The following is an 18645-nucleotide window of genomic DNA, read 5'->3' as shown; positions in this document are numbered from 1 at the left end:
CCGTTCCCCACCGACGGCCACGGCCCGCGGGGCCGACAGGGGTCACCGGCGAAGGTCGCCCTGCCCGAGGGCTGGCTCGACGACCCGTACGAGGACATCGTCCCCGAGGGTGCCGAGATCATGCATTCGGGCGGCTGAGACCCACACCACCGCACAGCCGCACAGCCGCACAGCCGCACAGCCGCACAGCCGCACTGAGACCCGTACCACTGGATCGGGAGACTCGCCGTTCTCTCAGGTCTGCTCGGTACGATTGCCAGGATGCCCGCAGCAGTGGGTACATTCGATGCACTTCAGTACTGCAACTGAAGGTGGGGGTATCGAGTCCAGACGCGAGAGGTAGCCGACGCACGTGAGCCGCAGGAAGTCCGGGCCGGACGGTCCGCATTCCGGTGACGCCGACGACGCGCGGCCCGACCAAACCCCATCCCCACCGCAGCGCGGAAACCGGCCCCCGCCCAATATCCCACCCCGGTCCGGTCCCCACCCCGGCTCCGAGCCCCCGCCACACCCCGGATCGCCGCCTCCCCGGTCCCCGGCCGGTCCCCAGTCCGGGCCGAGGCCACGGCCAGGGACCCAGCCTCCCGGTGGCCCCCGGCCGCCACAGCGGCCCCGTCCCCGGGTGATTCCGCCCATTCCGGGTGGACTCCACGAACCCCGGACCAACGACCGCTATGTGCGCGGGCGTTCCCGGATGACCGTGCGTGAACTCCTCGAGCAGATGAACGCCGAGGGTGCCGCCTTCGACGATGCCGGACAGCCCGAACCCGACGAGTCGCCGACGATGGTCCACCGGTTCGGGTCGCTGTTCCGCGGCGACCGCGAACCCGGCCGGCGCGACCCCGATCGCGGCGCCGGCGATCGGGGTCCGGGAGAAAGAGGACCCGGCGAGAAAGGCCCGGGCGATCGGGGCCCGGGCGATCGGGGCAGGCCACGTCCACCGATCCGGGAGGTACCCCCGCCCCGCCCCGGCGGCCGGCGCATCCCGCCCCCACCCGGCCGCGGTGCCCCCCGACCGGACCAAGACCCACGGAACCGGCCCCTCCCGGACCCGCACAATCGGCCGCGACCGGCGCAGGGCCTCGACGTCACCCAGCGAATCCCGACGATCGGCGATCGCGGTGCCGACGTCGACCTGTCCGAGCAGGCGACCCGGCAGCGGGCGATCGCCGAGTCGCGCGGCCAGGAACCCGTCCCGCCGGACACCTCGCCCGGCGCCGATTCCGCCACACCCGTCGCGCGCGCGGGTTCCGGCCAGGACGACGCACCGACGGAGATCATCCCGGTCATCAGTGGTGACACCGATGACCGGCGTACACCCACCCCGTCAGCGCTCGACGCCCCGCGTGTCACACCGGAACCGGCCACCACCGAGCCCGGGCGCAGCGGAACAACCGGGGCCACCCCCAAACCCGCAACCAGCACCGACCCCGAGACCAGTACCGATCCCGAGACCGGCACCGAACCGGAGACGAGCGGCGAATCCCCTGACGACACAGACAAGGCGGACACCGAGACAGCCGGTGTCCGACCGGAACCGGTGTCGACGGCCCGTTCGCTGATCAAGGGCCGGGCCCGCCCGCTGCAGCGCACCCCCGACCTGGCGGCCGCCAGAACGCGGGTGGCCGCGGCGCGCGGCCGGGTGGCACGCCGGAAGGCACTGGTACGTGACGCGACGATCTTCGGCCGCATCCTGGTGTCGGTGGCCTGCGTCCTCGCGCTCGTCGGCACGGGATTCGTGTGGGGCTACATCCAGTCGGTGAACGGAAACTGGCGCTCGATCGAGGCACTGGACGCCGACGACGACAACATCCGCAACAAGGACGCCCAGCACGGCGACGAAACCTACCTGATCGTCGGCACCGACACCCGGGGCGGCAAGAACTCCAAGGTGGGCGCGGGCAGCGCCGACGACATCGAGGGCGCCCGATCCGACACCGTCATCCTGGTCAGCGTCCCGGCCAACCGTGACCGGGTGGTCGCGGTCTCGTTCCCGCGTGACCTCCAGGTCGACAGGCCCGACTGCGCGGCGTGGGACAACGACAACGGCTCCTACGACAACAACAACGTATTGCCGGCCACCGAGGCGGTCAAGCTCAACTCGGTGTACGCCGAGGGCGGACCGAAGTGCCTGGTGCAGGTTCTCACCGCGATGAGCGGCCTCAACATCAACCACTTCATCGCGATGGACTTCGACGGCTTCGAGAAGGTGGTGCGCGCCATCGGCGGCGTCGAGGTGTGCTCGACGGTCCCCCTCTACGACTACGAACTCGGCTGGATCCTACGCAAGAAGGGCACCAAGAAACTCAACGGCCGCTACGCGCTGAACTATGTGCGCGCCCGCAAGATCGAATCCGAGGGCAACGGCGACTACGGCCGCATCAAACGCCAACAGCTGTTCATGTCGTCGCTGCTGCGGTCGACGCTGTCGGGCAATGTGCTGTCCAATCCGAGCAAGCTCAACGGCATCGTCAACACCTTTGTCAATCACAGCTTCGTCGACGGTGTCGACACGAAGTCGCTGATCAAACTCGCCGAGTCGATGCAGGGTATGGATGCCGGCCGGGTCAGCTTCCTGACCATCCCCACCTCGGGCACCTCCACCGACGGATCCAACAACGAGATCCCGCGCACCGAGGACGTCGACAACATCTTCGACGCCATCATCGACGACGACCCGCTGCCCGGCGAGGCCAAGAAGCTGTCCGAGAAGGAAAAGAAGGAAAAGGAAAAGGCCGCCAAGGAGAAGGCCAAGACGAAGGACGACAAGAAGTCCGGAGACTCATCGACCGGTTCGTCGGCGAGCCCGTCGACCACCACGGCCAAGCCGCAGAAGATGTCGGCGACGGCTCTGGATCCCACCCAGGTGACGGTCCGTGTCCTCAACGGCACCGGACGGGCGGGTACGGCCGCTGCCGCCGCCGACCTGCTCGCCCCCCTCGGCTTCGACATCCCCGGCATCGCGGACGCCTCCGAACAGCGCGACGACACCGTGGTCCGGTACGGGGCGGGCCAGGAGGACGCCGCGGCGACGGTGGCCGCGATGATCCCCGGCGCGACCGTCCAGCCCGATCGCAACGTCAAGTCCGGCGTCGAAGTGATCCTCGGTCACAACTACGACGAAACGATCGGTGATCTGCCCGCGGCGGGGTCGTCGCTGATCGCGGACCGGTTGCCCGCGGTCAGCGGCAGCAACCTTCCGAACGACCTGACCGTCACCAACGCGGGCGACACCACCTGCTCGTGACCGGCCGGCCTGTGCTCTCAGGACAGGGCCCGTTCATACGACGTTCATCGCTGCCTCGCCGGCGCGATCACCCGGCCAAGTAACCTGGACGCCATGCGTAACGCCTATCAAGAGCAGCTCCAGCGCCTGAACACGATTCTGGGCGACATGTGCGAGCTCGCGGGCTCGGCGATGTCTCGCGCCACCCAGGCACTTCTCCAGGCCGATCTGGCTCTTGCCGAAAGCGTCATCGCCGACCATGACCGGATGAACGAGCTGGCCACGCAGGCCGAGGAGCAGGCGTTCGCGGTGCTCGCGCTGCAAGCGCCCGTCGCGGGTGATCTGCGGGGTGTGGTGAGCGCTTTCCAGATCGTCGGCGATGTCGACCGGATGGGCGCCCTCGCCCTGCACGTGGCCAAGATCGCTCGCAGACGTCACCCGGCGACCGCGCTCCCCGAAGAGGTCAGAGGCTACTTCGCCGAGATGGGCCGGCTGGCCATCGCCCTGGCTCACAATGCCCGCGAAGTCCTCAATTCCCTCGACCACGAGGCCGCCGCCCTCCTGGAGGAGGACGACGACGCCATGGATGACCTGCACCGGCACCTGTTCACCGTGCTCATGGACCGCGACTGGGATCACGGCGTGGCCGCCGCCGTCGACGTCACCCTGCTGGGCCGCTACTACGAACGCTTCGCCGACCACGCCGTGATGGTCGGCCGACGGGTGTTCTTCCAGGCCACCGGCAAGCTCCCCGAACAACTCGACGAACTCTCGTAGCCCTGGTTCATGCGGCCACCATCTTGAACCACAGCGCGATCGGTTCCGAGCGGGTCGCCTTCACCGCTCGTAACCCTGGTTCATGCGGCCACCATCTTGAACCCTGAGGCCGAAGCGACGCAGGAGCGAGGGTCACGAAGGGTCCGGTGACCTTTCGACACCTGACGCCACCCCCTCGAACGAAATCCTCAGCCGAAACGACCCGAGATGTAGTCCTCGGTCTCGCGTTTGGCCGGTTGGGTGAACATGGTCTCGGTGTCGTTGATCTCGACGAGCTGACCGGGCTGCCCCACGCCTTCGAGGTTGAAGAACGCGGTCTGATCGCTCACGCGCGCGGCCTGCTGCATGTTGTGGGTCACGATGACGATCGTGTAGTCCTTCTTCAGCTCACCCATCAGGTCCTCGATCGCCAGTGTCGAGATGGGGTCCAGTGCCGAACACGGCTCATCCATCAGCAGCACCGCGGGTGAGACCGCGATGGCCCGCGCGATGCACAGCCGCTGCTGCTGACCACCGGACAGTCCGCCGCCGGGTTTGTCGAGGCGGTCCTTGACCTCGTTCCACAGGTTGGCCCCGCGCAGGCTGCGTTCGGCGACCTCGTCGAGTTCGGCCTTGTTGCGCATGCCCTGCAGTCGCAGCCCGGCGACGACGTTGTCGCGGATCGACATCGTCGGGAACGGGTTGGGCCGCTGGAACACCATACCGATGGTGGCGCGCACGCTCACCGGGTCGACGTCGCGAGCGTAGATGTCCTCCCCGTCGAGCAGCACGCTGCCGACCGCGTAGGCGCCGGGCGTGACCTCGTGCATGCGGTTGAGGGTGCGTAGGACCGTCGATTTGCCGCAGCCCGACGGTCCGATGAAGGCCGTGATGCTGCGTGGTGGAACCTCCAGGCTCACGTCCTTGACGGCGTGAAAGTTGCCGTAGTAGATGTTCAGGTCTTTGATGTCGAGGCGCTTGGCCATGATCGGTCCGTTCTGGGGAGAGGCCCGGCGATGCCGGTTGATGTCACGACTGTTTGGGGGAGAAGACCTTCGAGACGACCTTGGCGCCGAAGTAGATGATCGCGACGAGGATGACCAGCGTCAGCGCGGCACCCCACACGTTGTCGAAGGATCCGGGGCCTTTGCCGTACTCCTGCACCATCATCAGCGGCAGCGACTGCTGGCTGCCGTCGAAGGGATTCCAGTTGGTGGCGCGGGTGGACCCGACGAGGATGAGGACGGGTGCCGATTCACCCATGACGCGGGCGATGGCCAGCATGACGCCGGTGACGATGCCCGAGAGCGCGGTGGGCAGCACGATCCGGGCGATCGTCTTCCACTTGGGGATGCCGAGGGCGTACGACGCCTCGCGCAGGTCCTGCGGCACGATCTTGAGCATCTCCTCGGTGGAACGCACCACCAGCGGCACCATCAGCAGCACCAGCGCGATGGCCACGACGAATCCGGATCGTTCGAATCCGAGGGTGGTGCGCCAGGCCGCATACACGAACAGTGCCGCCACGATCGAGGGGACGCCGGACAGAATGTCGACCATGAAGGTCGTGGCCCGCGCCATCGCCGAGCGTCGGTCGCTGTATTCGACCAGGTAGATCGCGACGAGGATGCCCAGCGGCACCGAAATGACCGCGGCCAGGGCCGTCTGGATCAGCGTGCCGATGATGGCGTTGCCCGCGCCGCCCCGGATCTGCGGCTGCGTCCACCATTGCGGGTCGGCGATGGGTCCGGCACCTTTGCCGACGAGCGTGATCGCCAGCCACACCAGCGGCACGAGTGCCGCCAGCACCGCACCGGCGACGAGCACCCGCACAGCTCTGTCGGTGATCAGGCGGCGACGGCTCAGCGGGGTGAAACCGGACGGCCTGGACTTGACGGGGACGTTCTCCCCGACCGTGACGGACATGTCAGTTGCCCTTTCCACTGATCACCGCGCGGGCCGCGGCATTGACGATGAAGGTGAGCACGAACAGTGTCAGACCCGCGGAGATGAACGCGCCGGTCTTGGCCGGTGAGTCGAACTCGGCGGCGTTGAGTGCGATCTTGCTGGCGAAGGTCTCGCCGCTTTCCATGAGGTTGAGGTTGATCGGTCCGGCCGAGGAGATAATCAGCATCAGCGCCATCGTCTCGCCGAGCGCGCGGCCGAGGCCGAGCATGCCACCGCTGATGTAGCCGGATCTGCCGAACGGCAGCACCGCCACCCGCACGACCTCCCACTTGGTGGCACCGAGGGCCAGCGCCGCCTCCCGGTGGCCGACGGGGGTCTGGGCGAACACCTCGCGGGTCACGGCGGTGATGATCGGCAGGATCATCACCGCCAGCACGATGCCCGCGGTCAGCAGGGTGGCACCGGTGTCCATGTTGGTGGCCTGTTCGGGCTCCCGGAACAGCAGCAGCGCGCTCAGGTTGCCGACGAGCCACTCGTTGAGAGGCGCCAGCACCGGCCCCAGCACCAGGATCCCCCAGAGTCCGTACACGATCGAGGGCACCGCGGCGAGCAGGTCGACGGTGTAGGTGATCGGTCCGACGAGCCGTTTGGGCGCGTATTCGGTGAGGTAGATCGCGATGCCGAGGGCGACGGGCATCGCGATCAGCAACGCGATCACCGACACGAGAATCGTCGTGTACAGCAGCCGGGGGATGCCGAATCTCAGTTCGCCGCCGGAGGTGACCCATTGGCCCTGGTAGGTGAAGAAGTTCGCCTTGTTGTCGAGCAGCGACGGCACCGCCTGCGCGACGAGGAACGCCGCGATCAGGAAGATGACGGCCGTCACGAGCATTCCCGAGCCCACGGCGAGGTTCTTGAACACGACGTCGCCGAGTCGTCTGCTCGTGCCGGTGCCCAGGGTGTGTCCCGGGCCACCGCCATCCGGCCGGGGTGCGGTGTCCGCGCCGTGCGGGCCCTCGTCTTCGGTACGGGGGTCTTGTGTGCGGGACGTCATGGTTCTCTCTATTGCCGAGGTCCGGTCATCTGCCCTGGTCATGTCATCTTCCTCATGTCATTTCCCCCGGACTTGTCGAGTCGCCCGTGCGCGCGGGTGCTCGACACGTGCGATTACGCGCCGGCGTCCAGTGCGTCGATGGTGGTCTTGAGGGTGGTTTTGAACCCGTCGGGCAGCGGAACGTAGCCGAGGGCGCCGAGGCCTTCCTGACCTTCGTCGAGGATCTTGGTGAACGCTTCCTTGAGGGTGCTGCTGATCTGCGAATCGTCGTAGCCGGCCGAGCACACGATCGAGTACGGGGTGAGCACCAGCGGGTAGGCGCCGGCGGCCTTCGAGGCGAACAGCGCGTCGGTGTCGACGACGAGGTCCTTGCTTCCGGGAGTCTTGAACTTCACGCCGTCGAGGGCCTTACCGGCGCTGTCGGCGTTGAGTTCGACCGGGCCCGCACCGAAGTCGACGGCAGCGATACCCAGGTCGTTCTCGGTGGCGAAGCCCCATTCGACGTAGGTGATCGCGCCGGGGGACTTCTTCACGGTGTCGCCGACGCCGGTCGATTTGGCCGCACCCGAGCCGCCCTTGCCCTGGAATTCCTTGCTGTGCTCGTACGGCCACGCGTCGGGGGCGGCCCGCTGCAGAAACCGCTGGAAGTTGTCGGTGGTGCCGGAGCTGTCGCTGCGGTGCACCGGTTTGATGGCGGTGGCCGGCAGGGTGATGCCCGGGTTGAGCCGGGCGATGGCCGGATCGTTCCACGTGGTGATCTTCGAGTCGAAGATCCCGGCGAGAACCTGCGGGTTCAGGGTCAGTTTGTCGACGCCGTCGAGGTTGTAGGCGATGGCGACCGGTCCGGCAACGAGCGGGATATGCCAGGCGTCGTTGCCGCCGCAGCGCGCTTTCGCGTCGGTGATCTCGCTGTCTTTGAGGGCCGAGTCCGAGCCGGCGAAGTCGACGTCGCCGCTGATGAACTTCTTGATACCGTCGCCGGAACCGCTGCCGGTGTAGTCGAGAACGATGTCGGTGTTCTCGGCGAGCTTGTCGCTGAAATGCTCCATGGCCTTTTGCTGCGCGGTCGATCCCTCACCGCTGATCGCCTTGTCGCCGTCGCTGCTGCACGAGGTCGCCAGCACGGTCGCGGCAGCGGCGGTCAGTGCGAGAGCTGCGCCTTTACGGGAAATCTTCACCTCTGGTGTTGCCTTTCGTCCTGCACATACCCCGGACGAGATGCCGGAGCAGATGTCTCCCGTTTCCCGGAAAGCCCGGGCCGGTGTCCGTTTTGACGCTAGGCGCGGCCGGTGGACGAATGCCCGACGCAAGGTGAACTGAGCGTGAATGGCCGAGGTGATGTCGGTGACGTTCCGAGGTGTGCTGTGAGGCACTTCGTTTACCTCACGACGAGAAAAATAGGCTAGCCTATCCTCCGTGCGAGACGTCGACGATTTCCATCCGGGCGACCCGGCATTCCTCTGGTACGTCAACCCCACCGACGGCGAAGCGCCCTGGGAGGCGCAGCAGCGAGTCACACCCTCCTTCGACGTCATCCGGCATCAGGCACGCACCCTCGACAGGCTCGGCTTCTACGGCGCACTGACCACCGCCCGCGAACCGATCTCGCTGATCGGCGACACCACCGATCTGCGTTTCCTCATCCCCTGCTATCCGGGCGTCAAACCGCCGGTGCTGATGGCCGAGGAAGCGCAGGTGTTCGACCAGTACTCGGGCGGGCGCCTGATCATCAACCAGGTCAACGGCGCCGATCCGGTGCTGCGCCGCTACGGCCAGTTCGCCCCGAAAGCCGAACGCTACCGGTTGTCGTCCGAGTACTGGTCGCAGGTCAAGAAGCTGTACCTCGACGACGCCGATGCGTTCGACGGGGAGTTCTTCTCCTACGACAAGCAGTACAAACCGGCGATTCCAGGCCCGCGTCAGCCCGGAGGTCTCCGGGTCTGGGGCACCGGCGCCTCACCGGAGGGCATCGAGCACGCCGTAGACGTCCTCGACGTCTACCTCTCGTTCATGTCCGAACCCGACACTCTCGCGACCCTGTTCAACCAGGTCCGGGCCGCCGCGGCCGAACGCGGGCGCACGATGAAGTTCGGTGTGCTCGCCAGCGTCATCGTCCGCGAGACCGAAGAAGAGGCCTGGGACCGGTTCGAGTGGCAACTCGCGCAGACCAGGCCCGAAACCGTGTTGGCCACCGCCGACCGCAACCTCAGGAGCTTCGGCTACCCGGGCTTGGACGAGCTCACCAGCGACGATCCGCAGGTCCTCGCCCGGATCGAGGCATTGCGAGCCGGTAAGCTCCCCGACCGTTCGGCGCTGGAGTTCGCCCCCAACATGGCTGCGGGCCTGACCACCTGGACCGCCGCCGAACCCCCTTTCGACATCGCGGGCAAGGGCACCGGCACCTACTTCGTGGGCAGCGCCGAAAACGTCGCCAAGGCGATGCGGTCGGTCGGCGAACAGGCCGGCATCGACGCCTGGATCCTGTCCGGCTGGCCGCTGGCCCGCGAGGCCGAGATCACCGCCGAACTCCTCTTCCCTCTGTTGCGGGGCTGACCCGCGACGGGGGCACTCCGACATACCGCGCCGAGGGCCGGATGATCTTGCGGCTCCGGGACTGTTCCAGAATGTTCGCGCACCATCCGACGACCCTGCTCACCGCGAAAGTCGGGGTGAACATCGATCGCGGTATCCCGCAGCTCTCCATCACCACCCCGGCGTAGAACTCGACGTTGGCGTAGCGCGGATGCTCCGGATGAGCTTGTGCGAGAACATCGGTGACTGCTCGCTCGGCCTCCAGTGCCCGCTCCACCAATGGGCCGCCCAGACCGACGGCGATGCCGCGCAACAACTCCGAGCGAGGATCGATGGTGCGGTACACCGCGTGCCCGAATCCCATGATGCGCCTACGTTGCGCGAGCTGCTGCCGCGCCCAGCCGGCGGCGTCGCCGTGTGCCGCGATCTCGTCCAGCGAATCGAGCGCGCGATCGGGGGCACCACCATGCAGCGGTCCCGAAAAGGCGCCGATGGCACCACAGATCGCGGCGTACACGTCGGCGCCGGTGGAGGCGACGACCCGAGCGGTGAACGTCGAGGCGTTGAAACCGTGATCGACGGTGGCGATCAGATACTGTTCGACGGCCCGTGCGTACTGCGGTGCGGGTTCGTGGCCGGTGAGCATGTACAGCCAGTTGGCCGCGACCGGAAGGTCCTCTCGCGGGGGCACCGGGTCGTCGCCGTTGCGCAAGCGATGCATGGCCGCCAGCAGTGTCGGTGTCATCGCCGCGGCGCGCAATGCGTCGGCGAGCCCTTCCTCGTCGGTGGCGTCCCAGAGCGGGCGGGCACCGGTCGCGGCGCCGACCGCGGACAGCGCCGTGCGCAACGCCGACAGTTCGGTTCGCGGTACGCCCAGCAGCGCCGCCGAGGCGACGATGCCGCCGATCTCGGGCGGGATCGGGCGCAACTGCGCGACCGTGCGGGTAAACGCGGCCAACTCGCGATCGTCGGGCAGATGCCCGTGGGCGAACAGGTGCCACACCTGCTCGAAGCTGCTGCGCCGGGCCAGCTCGATCGCGGGATACTGCCGGTAGTGATAGAAGCCCTCCTCCCCGCGCACGTCGCCGATCTCGGTGTCGGCGACGACGACCCCGCTGAGTCCGGGCGGTGCGATCAACACAGCACTCATGGTCTTGCTCCTCTGCTTCCGGTTGGCCTCTCGCCCACCATGACAACCTTGAGCGATATTGGTCAATGTTGATTTAATCAATATATGAAGAGGACGCATTCCCGGCGCTGGCCTGCCCCGATCCACCACGACGGCTGCGACTACCTGACCACCGAACAGGTCGCCAAGGTGCTGGGCGTCAAACCGTCGACCGTGTACTCCTATGTCAGCCGGGGCCGGCTCACCAGCAGCCGCATCGACGGTCACGACGGCAGCGTGTTCGGCGTCAACGAGGTGGAAGCGCTGCTGTCGGGGACCCGCAACCGGCCTCCGTCCGGCGTCGTCGAGCGTATCCGGACGCAGCTGACCCACCTTGACGACGACACTCTGTACTACCGCGGCCGCGATGCCCGGGACCTCGCCCGCACGGCCACATTCGAGGAGATCGCGGAGCTTCTCTGGCAGTCCCCGTGGCCGGACCGACCCGCCGACGAGAAGATCGCGGCTTCGGCAAGAGCCTTCTGCGGCGACCGCGCACGCGATATCGATCGCATCCGGATCGTCGTGGATCTCCTTGGGGCACAAGATGTCCTGCGCCATCGTATCGACCCGGCGTCGGTGTCGGCGGCGGCCGCACTGATCATCGGGACGGCGGTCGCGGCGGTCGGAACACCCGGCCCACACCCCGGAACAACTGTGGCCGAGCGACTTTGGCCCCGATTGACCGCCGAATCAGCCTCCGTCCAACGGATTTCATTGCTCAATGCCGCGTTGGTTCTGCTGGCCGACCACGACCTGTCGGCGGGAACGGTTGCCGCCCGGGTGGCGGCCAGCGCCCGGGGCAGCATCTACGCGGCCCTGGGTGCCGGGCTGGGCGCGTTCGACGGACCGATGCACGGCGGCGCCACCACACTGGCCTACCGATTCCTCCAATCCGCCCTCGACGACCCGGAACGGGCCGTCGCCGAACGCATCGCCGCCGATACCCCGATACCGGGGACCGGCCACATCGTCTATTCCCACCGCGATCCGCGCGCCGGATGCATCCTCGAATTCCTCACCGCTGCAGCCACTCCCGACGTACGCCCGGCCATCGCACTCGAGGTCGTCGCCAGGTCGATCCACACCCGGGACGAACATCGCGGATTCATCACCTCCGATCTCGCCCTCGCCGCGGTGGCCCTGAGCTTCGGGATGAACGACGATGCCGCGGAGACCGTCTTCGCTCTCGCCCGGATGGTCGGCTGGACCGCGCACGCACTCGAGGAGTATCAGGAACGGCGGCTGCGATTCCGACCCGAAGGCGTCTACACCGGAATTCGGCCTCAGCGCTGAGGAGCGGGTACTCCATACGCGACATCGACCGCGTACCGGGTGAATCCGAGCTTCTCGTACGTATTCAATGCGGCGGTGTTGTCACCCTCGACGTACAACATTACTTCCGAGACACCCACGCGGACAAAGTAATACAGACCTGCCAGGGTCAGCAGCCGGCCGAGACCGCGGCCCTGCGCGGCCGGGTCGACGCCGACGATGTACACCTCACCGAGCTCCGGAGACTGCATCTTGGTCCAGTGAAAACCCCAGAGCTGCAACGATTTCCGATCACAGGCCAGGAACAGCCCGGCGGGGTCGAACCAGTCCGAGCCGGTCCGTTCGTGGATCTGCAAAAGGCTCCAGCCGCCCTGTTCCGGATGCCAGTCGAAGGCCGCGTTGTTGACCCGCAGGATCTCGGCGTCGTCGCCGGGTCCGGCGTATGTGCGCAGTTCAATGGACGCATCGAGATCCTGCTCAGGCAGGTCGGAGCCGTCTCCGGCCGGCCGGCGCAGTTGCAGCAGTTCACGATTGCGCGACAGTCCGAGACTCGCCGCGAGCGCCGCCGCACCGGGCAGGTCGCCGTGCGCCCAGATATTCGCTTCGACTCCGAGAAGGCGTGCCTGCGCGAAGGCCTCGCGCACCAGCTCGCGCCCATGCCCGTGGCGGCGATGCCCGGGATCGACAACGGCCTCGATCATCGCCGCCCCGTCACCCGGAGAGACCAGCACAACAGCGTACCCATGAGACGAGAGCACATGCCGCACAACACCTTCGGTGCTATCACCGGTGCCGTCGATCGCCAATCGACCCTGTTCGGACAACGGCTCGACACCGTCGGCCACAGTCGCCGACACGACCAGGTCGTGAGCCCACCGGGCCTGCTCGCCGGTGAGCGATTCGACGACCCGGACATCACTCATCGACGGTCAGTTCCTCATCGGCGTCGTCGAAGTCGTCGGCGTGCTCGTCGCCCTGGTCCGGTGCGGAGTTCCGGCCACGGTTGGGCCGAACCGCCTTGTAGCCGACGTTGCGCACGGTGCCGATCAGCGATTCATGCTCGCTGCCGAGTTTGGCGCGAAGACGCCGAACGTGGACGTCGACGGTGCGGGTGCCGCCGAAGAAGTCGTAGCCCCACACCTCTTGCAGCAGTTGCGCGCGGGTGAACACCCGGCCCGCGTTCTGCGCCAGATACTTGAGGAGTTCGAACTCCTTGTAGGTCAGGTCGAGCGGTTTGCCGCGCAGTCGTGCGGTGTAGGTGCCCTCGTCGATGACCAGTTCGCCGAGGGTGACCTTGCCGGCCGCCTCGTCGGTACTCAGGCCGCGGGTGCGCACCATCAGCAACCGCAGCCGGGCGTCGATCTCGGCGGGGCCGGTGGCGGGCAGGAGGAACTCATCGATCCCCCAGTCCGCGTTGACCGCCACCAGACCGCCCTCGGTGAGGACCGCGGCGACGGGCGTCGCCGACCCGGTGCTGCCGAGTAGGCGGCACAGTCCGCGGGCGGCGGCAAGATCGGTGCGGGCGTCGACGATCGCGACGTCCGCGTTGCCGACCTCCATCAGCGACGACACCTCGGTGGGTGCCACCCGGACGTTGTGCGCGAGCAACGACAGGGAGGGCAGCACCGAATCCGGGTTGGGGTCGGCGGTGAGGAGCAGGAGATCCACGAATGCAGCTCCGATCGGCTACGTCGGGCAGACCGGTATGAATCGGACCCGGTCCGCTTTGTGTCCATCGCCTTACCACCTTGTACGCGACAGATGACAGAATAACGCCAATGTCGGACCCGGCTGTTAACAAGGCGCATACCGAGGGTGGCTCAGGCGCACCCACCAGCACCGGAGCGCGACATTTCCGGCTCCGCCGCCTGCTGATCGTGACCATTGTCATGGTGCTCGGGGTCGCTGCCGTGGCGTATCTCGCCGATCTCGCGGTGGCCGTTCGCGCCGAACGATCGCTGGCCCGGGCGATGCTCGCCACCCCGCGTGTCGACTACGAACCTCAGGTCACCCTGAAGGGTTTCCCGTTCACGACCCACGCCCGCGACGGCCGGTTCTCCGGCTCGATCATCAGTGCGCGCGGTGTCCCGATCGACGGCTGCGCCACCCGCGGCGGCTGTCACGCGGAGATGAGCGTGGTCACGGGGGATCTGCGTGCGGGCCGCAGCGGTTTCCGGTTCGATTCGGCCGACACCCTGGCCGCCGACGACGTGGCCGCCTCGGTCCGGCTCGACTCGCCCAACCTCGGCCGCCTGCTCGGCATCACCGATCTGTACGTCACCACCCCGGCCGAACCGGGTAAGGCGGGGGTGGGCGGACCCGGCGACGGCGTCCTCAAGCGTTCGCACGGGGTGGTGTTGACCGGGACGGTCGCACTGCCGCCCACGCCCCCCGGCGGTCTGCCCACACCCACGAGTTCCCCGTCGGCGTCGGAGTTCACCGGCACGTCGAAGCGGTTGAGCGTGCTGGTCAACCTGGTACTGACCGACGGCCGGCTCGGCGTGTTCGCGTACGGGTTGTACGCGGGCCCCGAAGAGCACGCCGACCCCGGCGACCTCGACACCGACCCGGCGAAGGCGGACCTGCTGCGGGCGGTCCTGAAACGGTTCACCATGACGTTGCCCCGTATCCCGATGCCGTGGGGTATGTCACCCTCATCGGTCACCAGCGCCGGCAGCGACATCCTCATCGAGGGGCGTTCTGCTCATCGTGATCTCAGCCTGAACGGCTTCTGACCAGTACATTCACCCGGTAACCGGACATCTTGGACAGCACCGGACGACCGCGTGTGTGAGCGCTACGTCACGCTGCTGTAGTCTCGTCCCCATGCAACAGCGCCGTGAGTTCCTTCTCACCCGTCGCCGCGCGATCGACTTCTGTCGTTGCGCCACTTGTTGCTGTCGCTGATCAGCGACCGCGCCGCGCTCGATGACCGACGGGTGAGCACACCTCGCCCCGAAGCGTCCTGATCCCGGTGCACTCGACGGACAACCGTGTCCACACCCGCAGAGCGTCCGGCCTTCCCATGTCGTCGTGCTGCAATCTCCCGGCCAGACAACACCCCGAAATCAAGCAAAACCCCGCATGTCTTCCGAAAGGACATAACCATGGCACGCTCCGACGTCCTGGTCAGCGCCGAATGGGCTGAGCAGAACCTCACCGCCGACAAGACCGTCTTCGTCGAGGTCGACGAGGACACCTCGGCCTACGACGGCGGCCACATCCCCGGCGCCATCAAGCTCGACTGGAAGAAGGACCTGCAGGATCAGGTCCGCCGCGACTTCGTCAACCGCGAGCAGTTCTCGGCCCTGCTGTCCGAGCGCGGCATCGCCAATGACGACACCGTCGTCCTCTACGGCGGCAACAACAACTGGTTCGCCGCCTACGCCTACTGGTACTTCAAGCTGTACGGCCACCAGGACGTCAAGCTGCTCGACGGTGGCCGCAAGAAGTGGGAACTCGACGGTCGCCCCCTGTCGGCCGACGCCGTGACCCGCGCCGCCACCGAGTACAAGGCCGCCGATCCCGACAACTCGATCCGCGCCTTCCGCGACGAGACCATCGAGGCCATCGGCGTCAAGAACCTCGTCGACGTGCGTAGCCCCGACGAGTTCTCCGGCAAGATCCTGGCCCCCGCGCACCTGCCGCAGGAGCAGAGCCAGCGTCCCGGCCACATCCCCGGCGCCATCAACGTGCCGTGGAGCAAAGCCGCCAACGAGGACGGCACCTTCAAGTCCGACGACGACCTCGCCGAACTGTACAAGGAGGCCGGTCTCGACGGTGAGAAGGAAACCATCGCCTACTGCCGCATCGGCGAGCGTTCGAGCCACACCTGGTTCGTGCTCCAGGAACTCCTGGGCCACAAGAACGTGAAGAACTACGACGGCAGCTGGACCGAATACGGCTCGCTCGTCGGCGTGCCGGTCGAACTCGGAGAAGGAAAGTAATCAGTTATGTGTGGTGCACCCAAACAGGGCCAGAAGCTGCCGGCCGGCGTTGACGTGGAGAAGGAGACCGTGCTGCTGGGCACCGTCTCCGACGCCGCGGGCGCTCCCGTCGCCGGTGCGTTCGTCCGGTTGCTCGACTCGACCGGCGAATTCACCGCGGAGGTCGTGGCCAGCGCGACGGGCGACTTCCGGTTCTTCGCCGCACCGGGCACCTGGACGCTGCGCGCGCTCAGCTCGGTCGGCACCGGTGATGTCACCGTGAGCCCGGAAGGTCCCGGCGTTCACGAGCACGACATCACCGTCGCCAAGTAATACGGCTGTACCGAAAAAGCCCGGTCACCCCTGTGGTGGCCGGGCTTTTTCGTCGCTGCTGTCAGCCAGCGATGTCGGTGTCAGACGATGTCGGCGGCGAACACCGCGGAACGCTTGAGCATCGCCCGGGCCGGCTTGGGCAGTTCGGGGGCGTTGCTGCCGACGGCCACGATCCGCGGGTTGGTGATGTGCACCACCTTCCCCTTGGGGAGTTTCACGTCGGCCTCGCCGGCGGCTAGCACGTTCTTGGCCCAGTTGGTCTTGCCGTGCATCAGCCCGATGGCCAGTACGTCGCCCTTGCGGAATGAGCTGACCGGCGTCTCGTACGCCTTGCCCGATGTGCGGCCGGTGTGCTTGACGACGCTGAAGACCGGCATCTTCTTGGCCACACCGTTCCACGTGGGCGCGATGTATTTGTTGACGAAGTCCTCGACCTTGCCGGGGATCAGCATCGGGGTTTCGGGGGTGTCGTTCGGGTGCTTGTCTGAGCCCATCGTCGGGTCCTTTCGCTATGTTGCCTGCTTTACCCATCATGCCCCGCACCCCGCCATGCAGGCCGATTCAATCCACCGAAGGTATGCTGGCATACATGAAGAGGACGACCATCAAGATTCCCGATGATCTCGACGCGCGGTTGCGTCATGAGGCGAGTCTGCGGGGCATGACGATCTCGGAGGTCAGCAGGGAAGCATTGGAAACATTCCTCGACGTGGGCCCGCGCCGACGTCTCGGTGCCGCCGGCGCGGGCCGCAGTGGGCGCAGTGACATCTCCGAGCGCATCGAGGAGATCCTGGCCGCAGAAGTCGAGCGCACAGAAGTCGAGCGCACAGAAGTCGAGCGCACAGAAACCGACCGGTAGTGGCCCTCATCGTTGATGCCGGGCCGCTCTATGCCTACGTCGACGCCGACGATGCACACCACCACGCCTCACTTGAACTTCTCGAAACACATCCGGGGCCGCTGGTCGTCCCGACACTCGTGATCACCGAAGTGGTCTACCTTCTCGGTAGCCGGTTGGGCGCAGACGCCGAAGTGAGGTTTCTGGGCGACCTCGCGGCCGGTCATTTCGCCGTCGAACCCGTCGCGGCGCCGGACTGGTTACGTATAGCGGAGCTGGTAGCCCGATACCGCGACCTGCCACTCGGCACAGCCGACGCATCCGTGGTGGCCGCCGCAGAACGCCTTGGTGCAGAGACCATTGCCACGGTCGATCGGCGCCATTTCTCGATGGTACGCCCACGGCACGTCGGGTCATTCGCGTTGCTCCCGTAACCGTCGACCAGGATGCGCGGCCCGTGGCCTAGCCAAACACAATGAAGCCGATGGCCTCGTCGGTGCAGGATACGGGCCAGGAGGTCACGATCATGTATAAGGCAGTCACCGTCAAGCGCGGTATGTGGTTGATCCGTGCTGACATCGAGCCCTGATCCACCGCATGGCAGGCGATTCCGACCGCACTTGGCGAGTCGATCACGAACATCCTCGGGGGTCCGGGACATCTACACCGACATCGGGTGAGTGTGCCCTTAGTTCGGTTGTTCCGTCAGACCGGCGGTAGACTCTCGCCGTGGTCATTTTCTTCGAGGTCTTGTTGGTGCTCGCCGCAGTGCTGATCACCTGGTTCGCCGTCTACGTGCTGTACCGCCTGGTCAACGACGAATCGTGACCGGCCCGTCCGACGACGGCACCGTCCCCGGGCCGGCTCCGCGCCGCTCCGGTGATGAAGCCGTGGCCGACGCCGAGTCACGGGCGCTCGAATCGGGCAGCCGCGAACGCAACGTCCCCACGTGGGACGATCTGCCTCTGCCCGCCGACACCGCCAACCTCCGCGAGGGCGCCGACCTGCATCCGGGTCTGCTGGGCCTGCTGCCGATGGTCGGTGTGTGGCGCGGCGAGGGCGAGGGCCACGACCTGCTCACCGGCGACGACTATCACTTCTCCCAGCAGATCGTCGTCAGTCACGACGGCCAGAACTTCCTCAACTGGGAGTCCCGTTCCTGGGTCATCGACGACGACGGCAACTTCGTCGGCCCCGACCTGCGCGAGACCGGTTTCTGGCGGATCGGCGACGACGACACCATCGAGCTGCTCCTGGCCCACGCCGAGGGTTCGATCGAACTGTTCTACGGCAATCCGCTGAACCAGACGTCGTGGGAACTGGCCACCGACGTCGTCATCAAGGCCGAGTCCGGCGCGCACACCGCCGGCGCCAAACGCCTCTACGGCCTGGTCCCCGACGGCGACCTCGCCTACGTCGAAGAACGCATTGATACCGACGGCGACCTCACCCCCCGCCTGTCGGCCAAACTCCGCCGCCACGTCGGCTGATCGCTGACCTGAACGGAGAACAAACGGCCCCCGTACCGCTTCACGAGGAAGCCTGGCCGACGGACGGTCGGGGTACGGAGGCCGGGTGACCATCTGGGATTCGCCTCGGCGAACCAGGGCCGGAACACCTCAAGGTGTG

The 18645-nt window shown here is 66.9% G+C and carries 18 protein-coding genes and 1 pseudogene; 11 read left to right on the top strand and 8 right to left on the bottom strand.

Annotation, left to right across the window (positions count from 1 at the left end; translation table 11 throughout):
- From KDB67_RS13035 to phoU, 3 genes and pseudogenes are all read left to right on the top strand, one after another.
- Positions 1-138: pseudogene (locus KDB67_RS13035) on the top strand (tRNA dihydrouridine synthase DusB); the annotation flags it as partial.
- Positions 139-694: 556 nt separating this feature from the next.
- Positions 695-3247, top strand: a complete 2553-nt coding sequence (locus KDB67_RS13030; protein WP_291016260.1) for an LCP family protein — start codon at positions 695-697, stop codon at positions 3245-3247.
- Positions 3248-3340: 93 nt separating this feature from the next.
- Positions 3341-4003, top strand: coding sequence for a phosphate signaling complex protein PhoU (gene phoU / locus KDB67_RS13025; protein WP_291016255.1), 663 nt, complete (start codon positions 3341-3343; stop codon positions 4001-4003).
- A gap of 188 nt (positions 4004-4191) precedes the next feature.
- Here phoU and pstB read toward each other — a convergent pair whose 3' ends face one another.
- From pstB to pstS, 4 genes are all read right to left on the bottom strand, one after another.
- Positions 4192-4968 carry a phosphate ABC transporter ATP-binding protein PstB gene (pstB, locus tag KDB67_RS13020; RefSeq protein WP_291016254.1) on the bottom strand — a complete coding sequence of 259 codons (777 nt, stop codon included), beginning with the start codon at positions 4966-4968 and terminating at the stop codon, positions 4192-4194.
- A 43-nt stretch (positions 4969-5011) separates the two neighbouring features.
- Entirely contained in the window at positions 5012-5908 is an 897-nt protein-coding gene (gene pstA / locus KDB67_RS13015; protein WP_291016253.1) for a phosphate ABC transporter permease PstA, read from the bottom strand.
- Between the two features lies 1 nt (position 5909).
- Positions 5910-6986, bottom strand: coding sequence for a phosphate ABC transporter permease subunit PstC (pstC, locus tag KDB67_RS13010; protein WP_291016252.1), 1077 nt, complete (start codon positions 6984-6986; stop codon positions 5910-5912).
- 71 nt (positions 6987-7057) lie between these two features.
- Positions 7058-8122, bottom strand: coding sequence for a phosphate ABC transporter substrate-binding protein PstS (pstS, locus tag KDB67_RS13005; protein ID WP_291016251.1), 1065 nt, complete (start codon positions 8120-8122; stop codon positions 7058-7060).
- A gap of 238 nt (positions 8123-8360) precedes the next feature.
- Here pstS and KDB67_RS13000 point away from each other — a divergent pair, with 238 nt between their 5' ends.
- Positions 8361-9497 carry an LLM class flavin-dependent oxidoreductase gene (locus KDB67_RS13000; RefSeq protein WP_291016249.1) on the top strand — a complete coding sequence of 379 codons (1137 nt, stop codon included), beginning with the start codon at positions 8361-8363 and terminating at the stop codon, positions 9495-9497.
- Here the strand turns inward: KDB67_RS13000 and KDB67_RS12995 are convergent.
- The gene (locus KDB67_RS12995; protein ID WP_291016247.1) at positions 9460-10626 is read right to left on the bottom strand and encodes a citrate/2-methylcitrate synthase; all 1167 of its coding nucleotides are present in this window, start codon (positions 10624-10626) and stop codon (positions 9460-9462) included. The two genes, KDB67_RS13000 and KDB67_RS12995, sit on opposite strands and share 38 nt — an antisense overlap.
- Positions 10627-10710: 84 nt before the next feature.
- Here KDB67_RS12995 and KDB67_RS12990 point away from each other — a divergent pair, with 84 nt between their 5' ends.
- Positions 10711-11940 carry a citrate synthase gene (locus KDB67_RS12990; protein ID WP_291016246.1) on the top strand — a complete coding sequence of 410 codons (1230 nt, stop codon included), beginning with the start codon at positions 10711-10713 and terminating at the stop codon, positions 11938-11940.
- Here KDB67_RS12990 and mshD read toward each other — a convergent pair.
- Both mshD and KDB67_RS12980 read right to left on the bottom strand, forming a co-directional pair.
- The gene (gene mshD, locus KDB67_RS12985) at positions 11931-12842 is read right to left on the bottom strand and encodes a mycothiol synthase (RefSeq protein WP_291016245.1); all 912 of its coding nucleotides are present in this window, start codon (positions 12840-12842) and stop codon (positions 11931-11933) included. The genes KDB67_RS12990 and mshD overlap by 10 nt on opposite strands.
- Entirely contained in the window at positions 12835-13587 is a 753-nt protein-coding gene (locus KDB67_RS12980; protein WP_291016244.1) for a response regulator transcription factor, read from the bottom strand. Before KDB67_RS12980 ends, mshD begins: the two co-directional genes overlap by 8 nt.
- A 110-nt stretch (positions 13588-13697) precedes the next feature.
- On the opposite strand from KDB67_RS12980, the gene KDB67_RS12975 reads away from it, so the two are divergent.
- The 3 genes from KDB67_RS12975 (at position 13698) to KDB67_RS12965 (ending at position 16178) form a co-directional block, all read left to right on the top strand.
- Entirely contained in the window at positions 13698-14654 is a 957-nt protein-coding gene (locus KDB67_RS12975) for a DUF2993 domain-containing protein (RefSeq protein WP_291016243.1), read from the top strand.
- 372 nt (positions 14655-15026) lie between these two features.
- Positions 15027-15866 carry a sulfurtransferase gene (locus tag KDB67_RS12970; RefSeq protein ID WP_291016242.1) on the top strand — a complete coding sequence of 280 codons (840 nt, stop codon included), beginning with the start codon at positions 15027-15029 and terminating at the stop codon, positions 15864-15866.
- A 6-nt stretch (positions 15867-15872) separates the two neighbouring features.
- Positions 15873-16178, top strand: coding sequence for a DUF1416 domain-containing protein (locus tag KDB67_RS12965; RefSeq protein ID WP_291016241.1), 306 nt, complete (start codon positions 15873-15875; stop codon positions 16176-16178).
- Between the two features lie 80 nt (positions 16179-16258).
- Here the strand turns inward: KDB67_RS12965 and KDB67_RS12960 are convergent, their stop codons facing one another.
- Entirely contained in the window at positions 16259-16672 is a 414-nt protein-coding gene (locus tag KDB67_RS12960) for a nitroreductase family deazaflavin-dependent oxidoreductase (RefSeq protein WP_291016240.1), read from the bottom strand.
- 95 nt (positions 16673-16767) lie between these two features.
- Here KDB67_RS12960 and KDB67_RS12955 point away from each other — a divergent pair, with 95 nt between their 5' ends.
- The 3 genes from KDB67_RS12955 to KDB67_RS12945 all read left to right on the top strand — a co-directional run bounded on the left by KDB67_RS12955 (position 16768) and on the right by KDB67_RS12945 (position 18506).
- Positions 16768-17037 (top strand): CopG family transcriptional regulator, encoded by a 270-nt coding sequence (locus KDB67_RS12955; protein ID WP_291016239.1) that lies wholly within the window; start codon positions 16768-16770, stop codon positions 17035-17037.
- Positions 17037-17450: a PIN domain-containing protein gene (locus KDB67_RS12950; RefSeq protein WP_291016238.1), complete on the top strand. Its 414-nt coding sequence runs from the start codon at positions 17037-17039 to the stop codon at positions 17448-17450. Before KDB67_RS12955 ends, KDB67_RS12950 begins: the two co-directional genes overlap by 1 nt.
- Positions 17451-17840: 390 nt before the next feature.
- Positions 17841-18506, top strand: a complete 666-nt coding sequence (locus KDB67_RS12945; RefSeq protein WP_291016237.1) for an FABP family protein — start codon at positions 17841-17843, stop codon at positions 18504-18506.
- Positions 18507-18645: the final 139 nt, after the last annotated feature.

This window comes from Gordonia sp. (in: high G+C Gram-positive bacteria), assembly GCF_020438995.1.
GTDB lineage: Bacteria > Actinomycetota > Actinomycetes > Mycobacteriales > Mycobacteriaceae > Gordonia.
The sequence above is the reverse complement of the archived record's forward strand: the minus strand, read 5'-3'. Positions and strand labels throughout refer to the sequence as shown.

Excerpts from the sequence above, each read along its gene's own strand:
- KDB67_RS13030 (WP_291016260.1), top strand. The coding sequence starts at position 695 with ATGACCGTGCGTGAACTCCTCGAGCAGATGAACGCCGAGGGTGCCGCC.
- phoU (WP_291016255.1), top strand. The coding sequence starts at position 3,341 with ATGCGTAACGCCTATCAAGAGCAGCTCCAGCGCCTGAACACGATTCTG.
- pstB (WP_291016254.1), bottom strand. The coding sequence starts at position 4,968 with ATGGCCAAGCGCCTCGACATCAAAGACCTGAACATCTACTACGGCAAC.
- pstA (WP_291016253.1), bottom strand. The coding sequence starts at position 5,908 with ATGTCCGTCACGGTCGGGGAGAACGTCCCCGTCAAGTCCAGGCCGTCC.
- pstC (WP_291016252.1), bottom strand. The coding sequence starts at position 6,986 with ATGACCAGGGCAGATGACCGGACCTCGGCAATAGAGAGAACCATGACG.
- KDB67_RS12995 (WP_291016247.1), bottom strand. The coding sequence starts at position 10,626 with ATGAGTGCTGTGTTGATCGCACCGCCCGGACTCAGCGGGGTCGTCGTC.
- KDB67_RS12990 (WP_291016246.1), top strand. The coding sequence starts at position 10,711 with ATGAAGAGGACGCATTCCCGGCGCTGGCCTGCCCCGATCCACCACGAC.
- mshD (WP_291016245.1), bottom strand. The coding sequence starts at position 12,842 with ATGAGTGATGTCCGGGTCGTCGAATCGCTCACCGGCGAGCAGGCCCGG.
- KDB67_RS12975 (WP_291016243.1), top strand. The coding sequence starts at position 13,698 with ATGTCGGACCCGGCTGTTAACAAGGCGCATACCGAGGGTGGCTCAGGC.
- KDB67_RS12970 (WP_291016242.1), top strand. The coding sequence starts at position 15,027 with ATGGCACGCTCCGACGTCCTGGTCAGCGCCGAATGGGCTGAGCAGAAC.
- KDB67_RS12965 (WP_291016241.1), top strand. The coding sequence starts at position 15,873 with ATGTGTGGTGCACCCAAACAGGGCCAGAAGCTGCCGGCCGGCGTTGAC.
- KDB67_RS12960 (WP_291016240.1), bottom strand. The coding sequence starts at position 16,672 with ATGGGCTCAGACAAGCACCCGAACGACACCCCCGAAACCCCGATGCTG.
- KDB67_RS12955 (WP_291016239.1), top strand. The coding sequence starts at position 16,768 with ATGAAGAGGACGACCATCAAGATTCCCGATGATCTCGACGCGCGGTTG.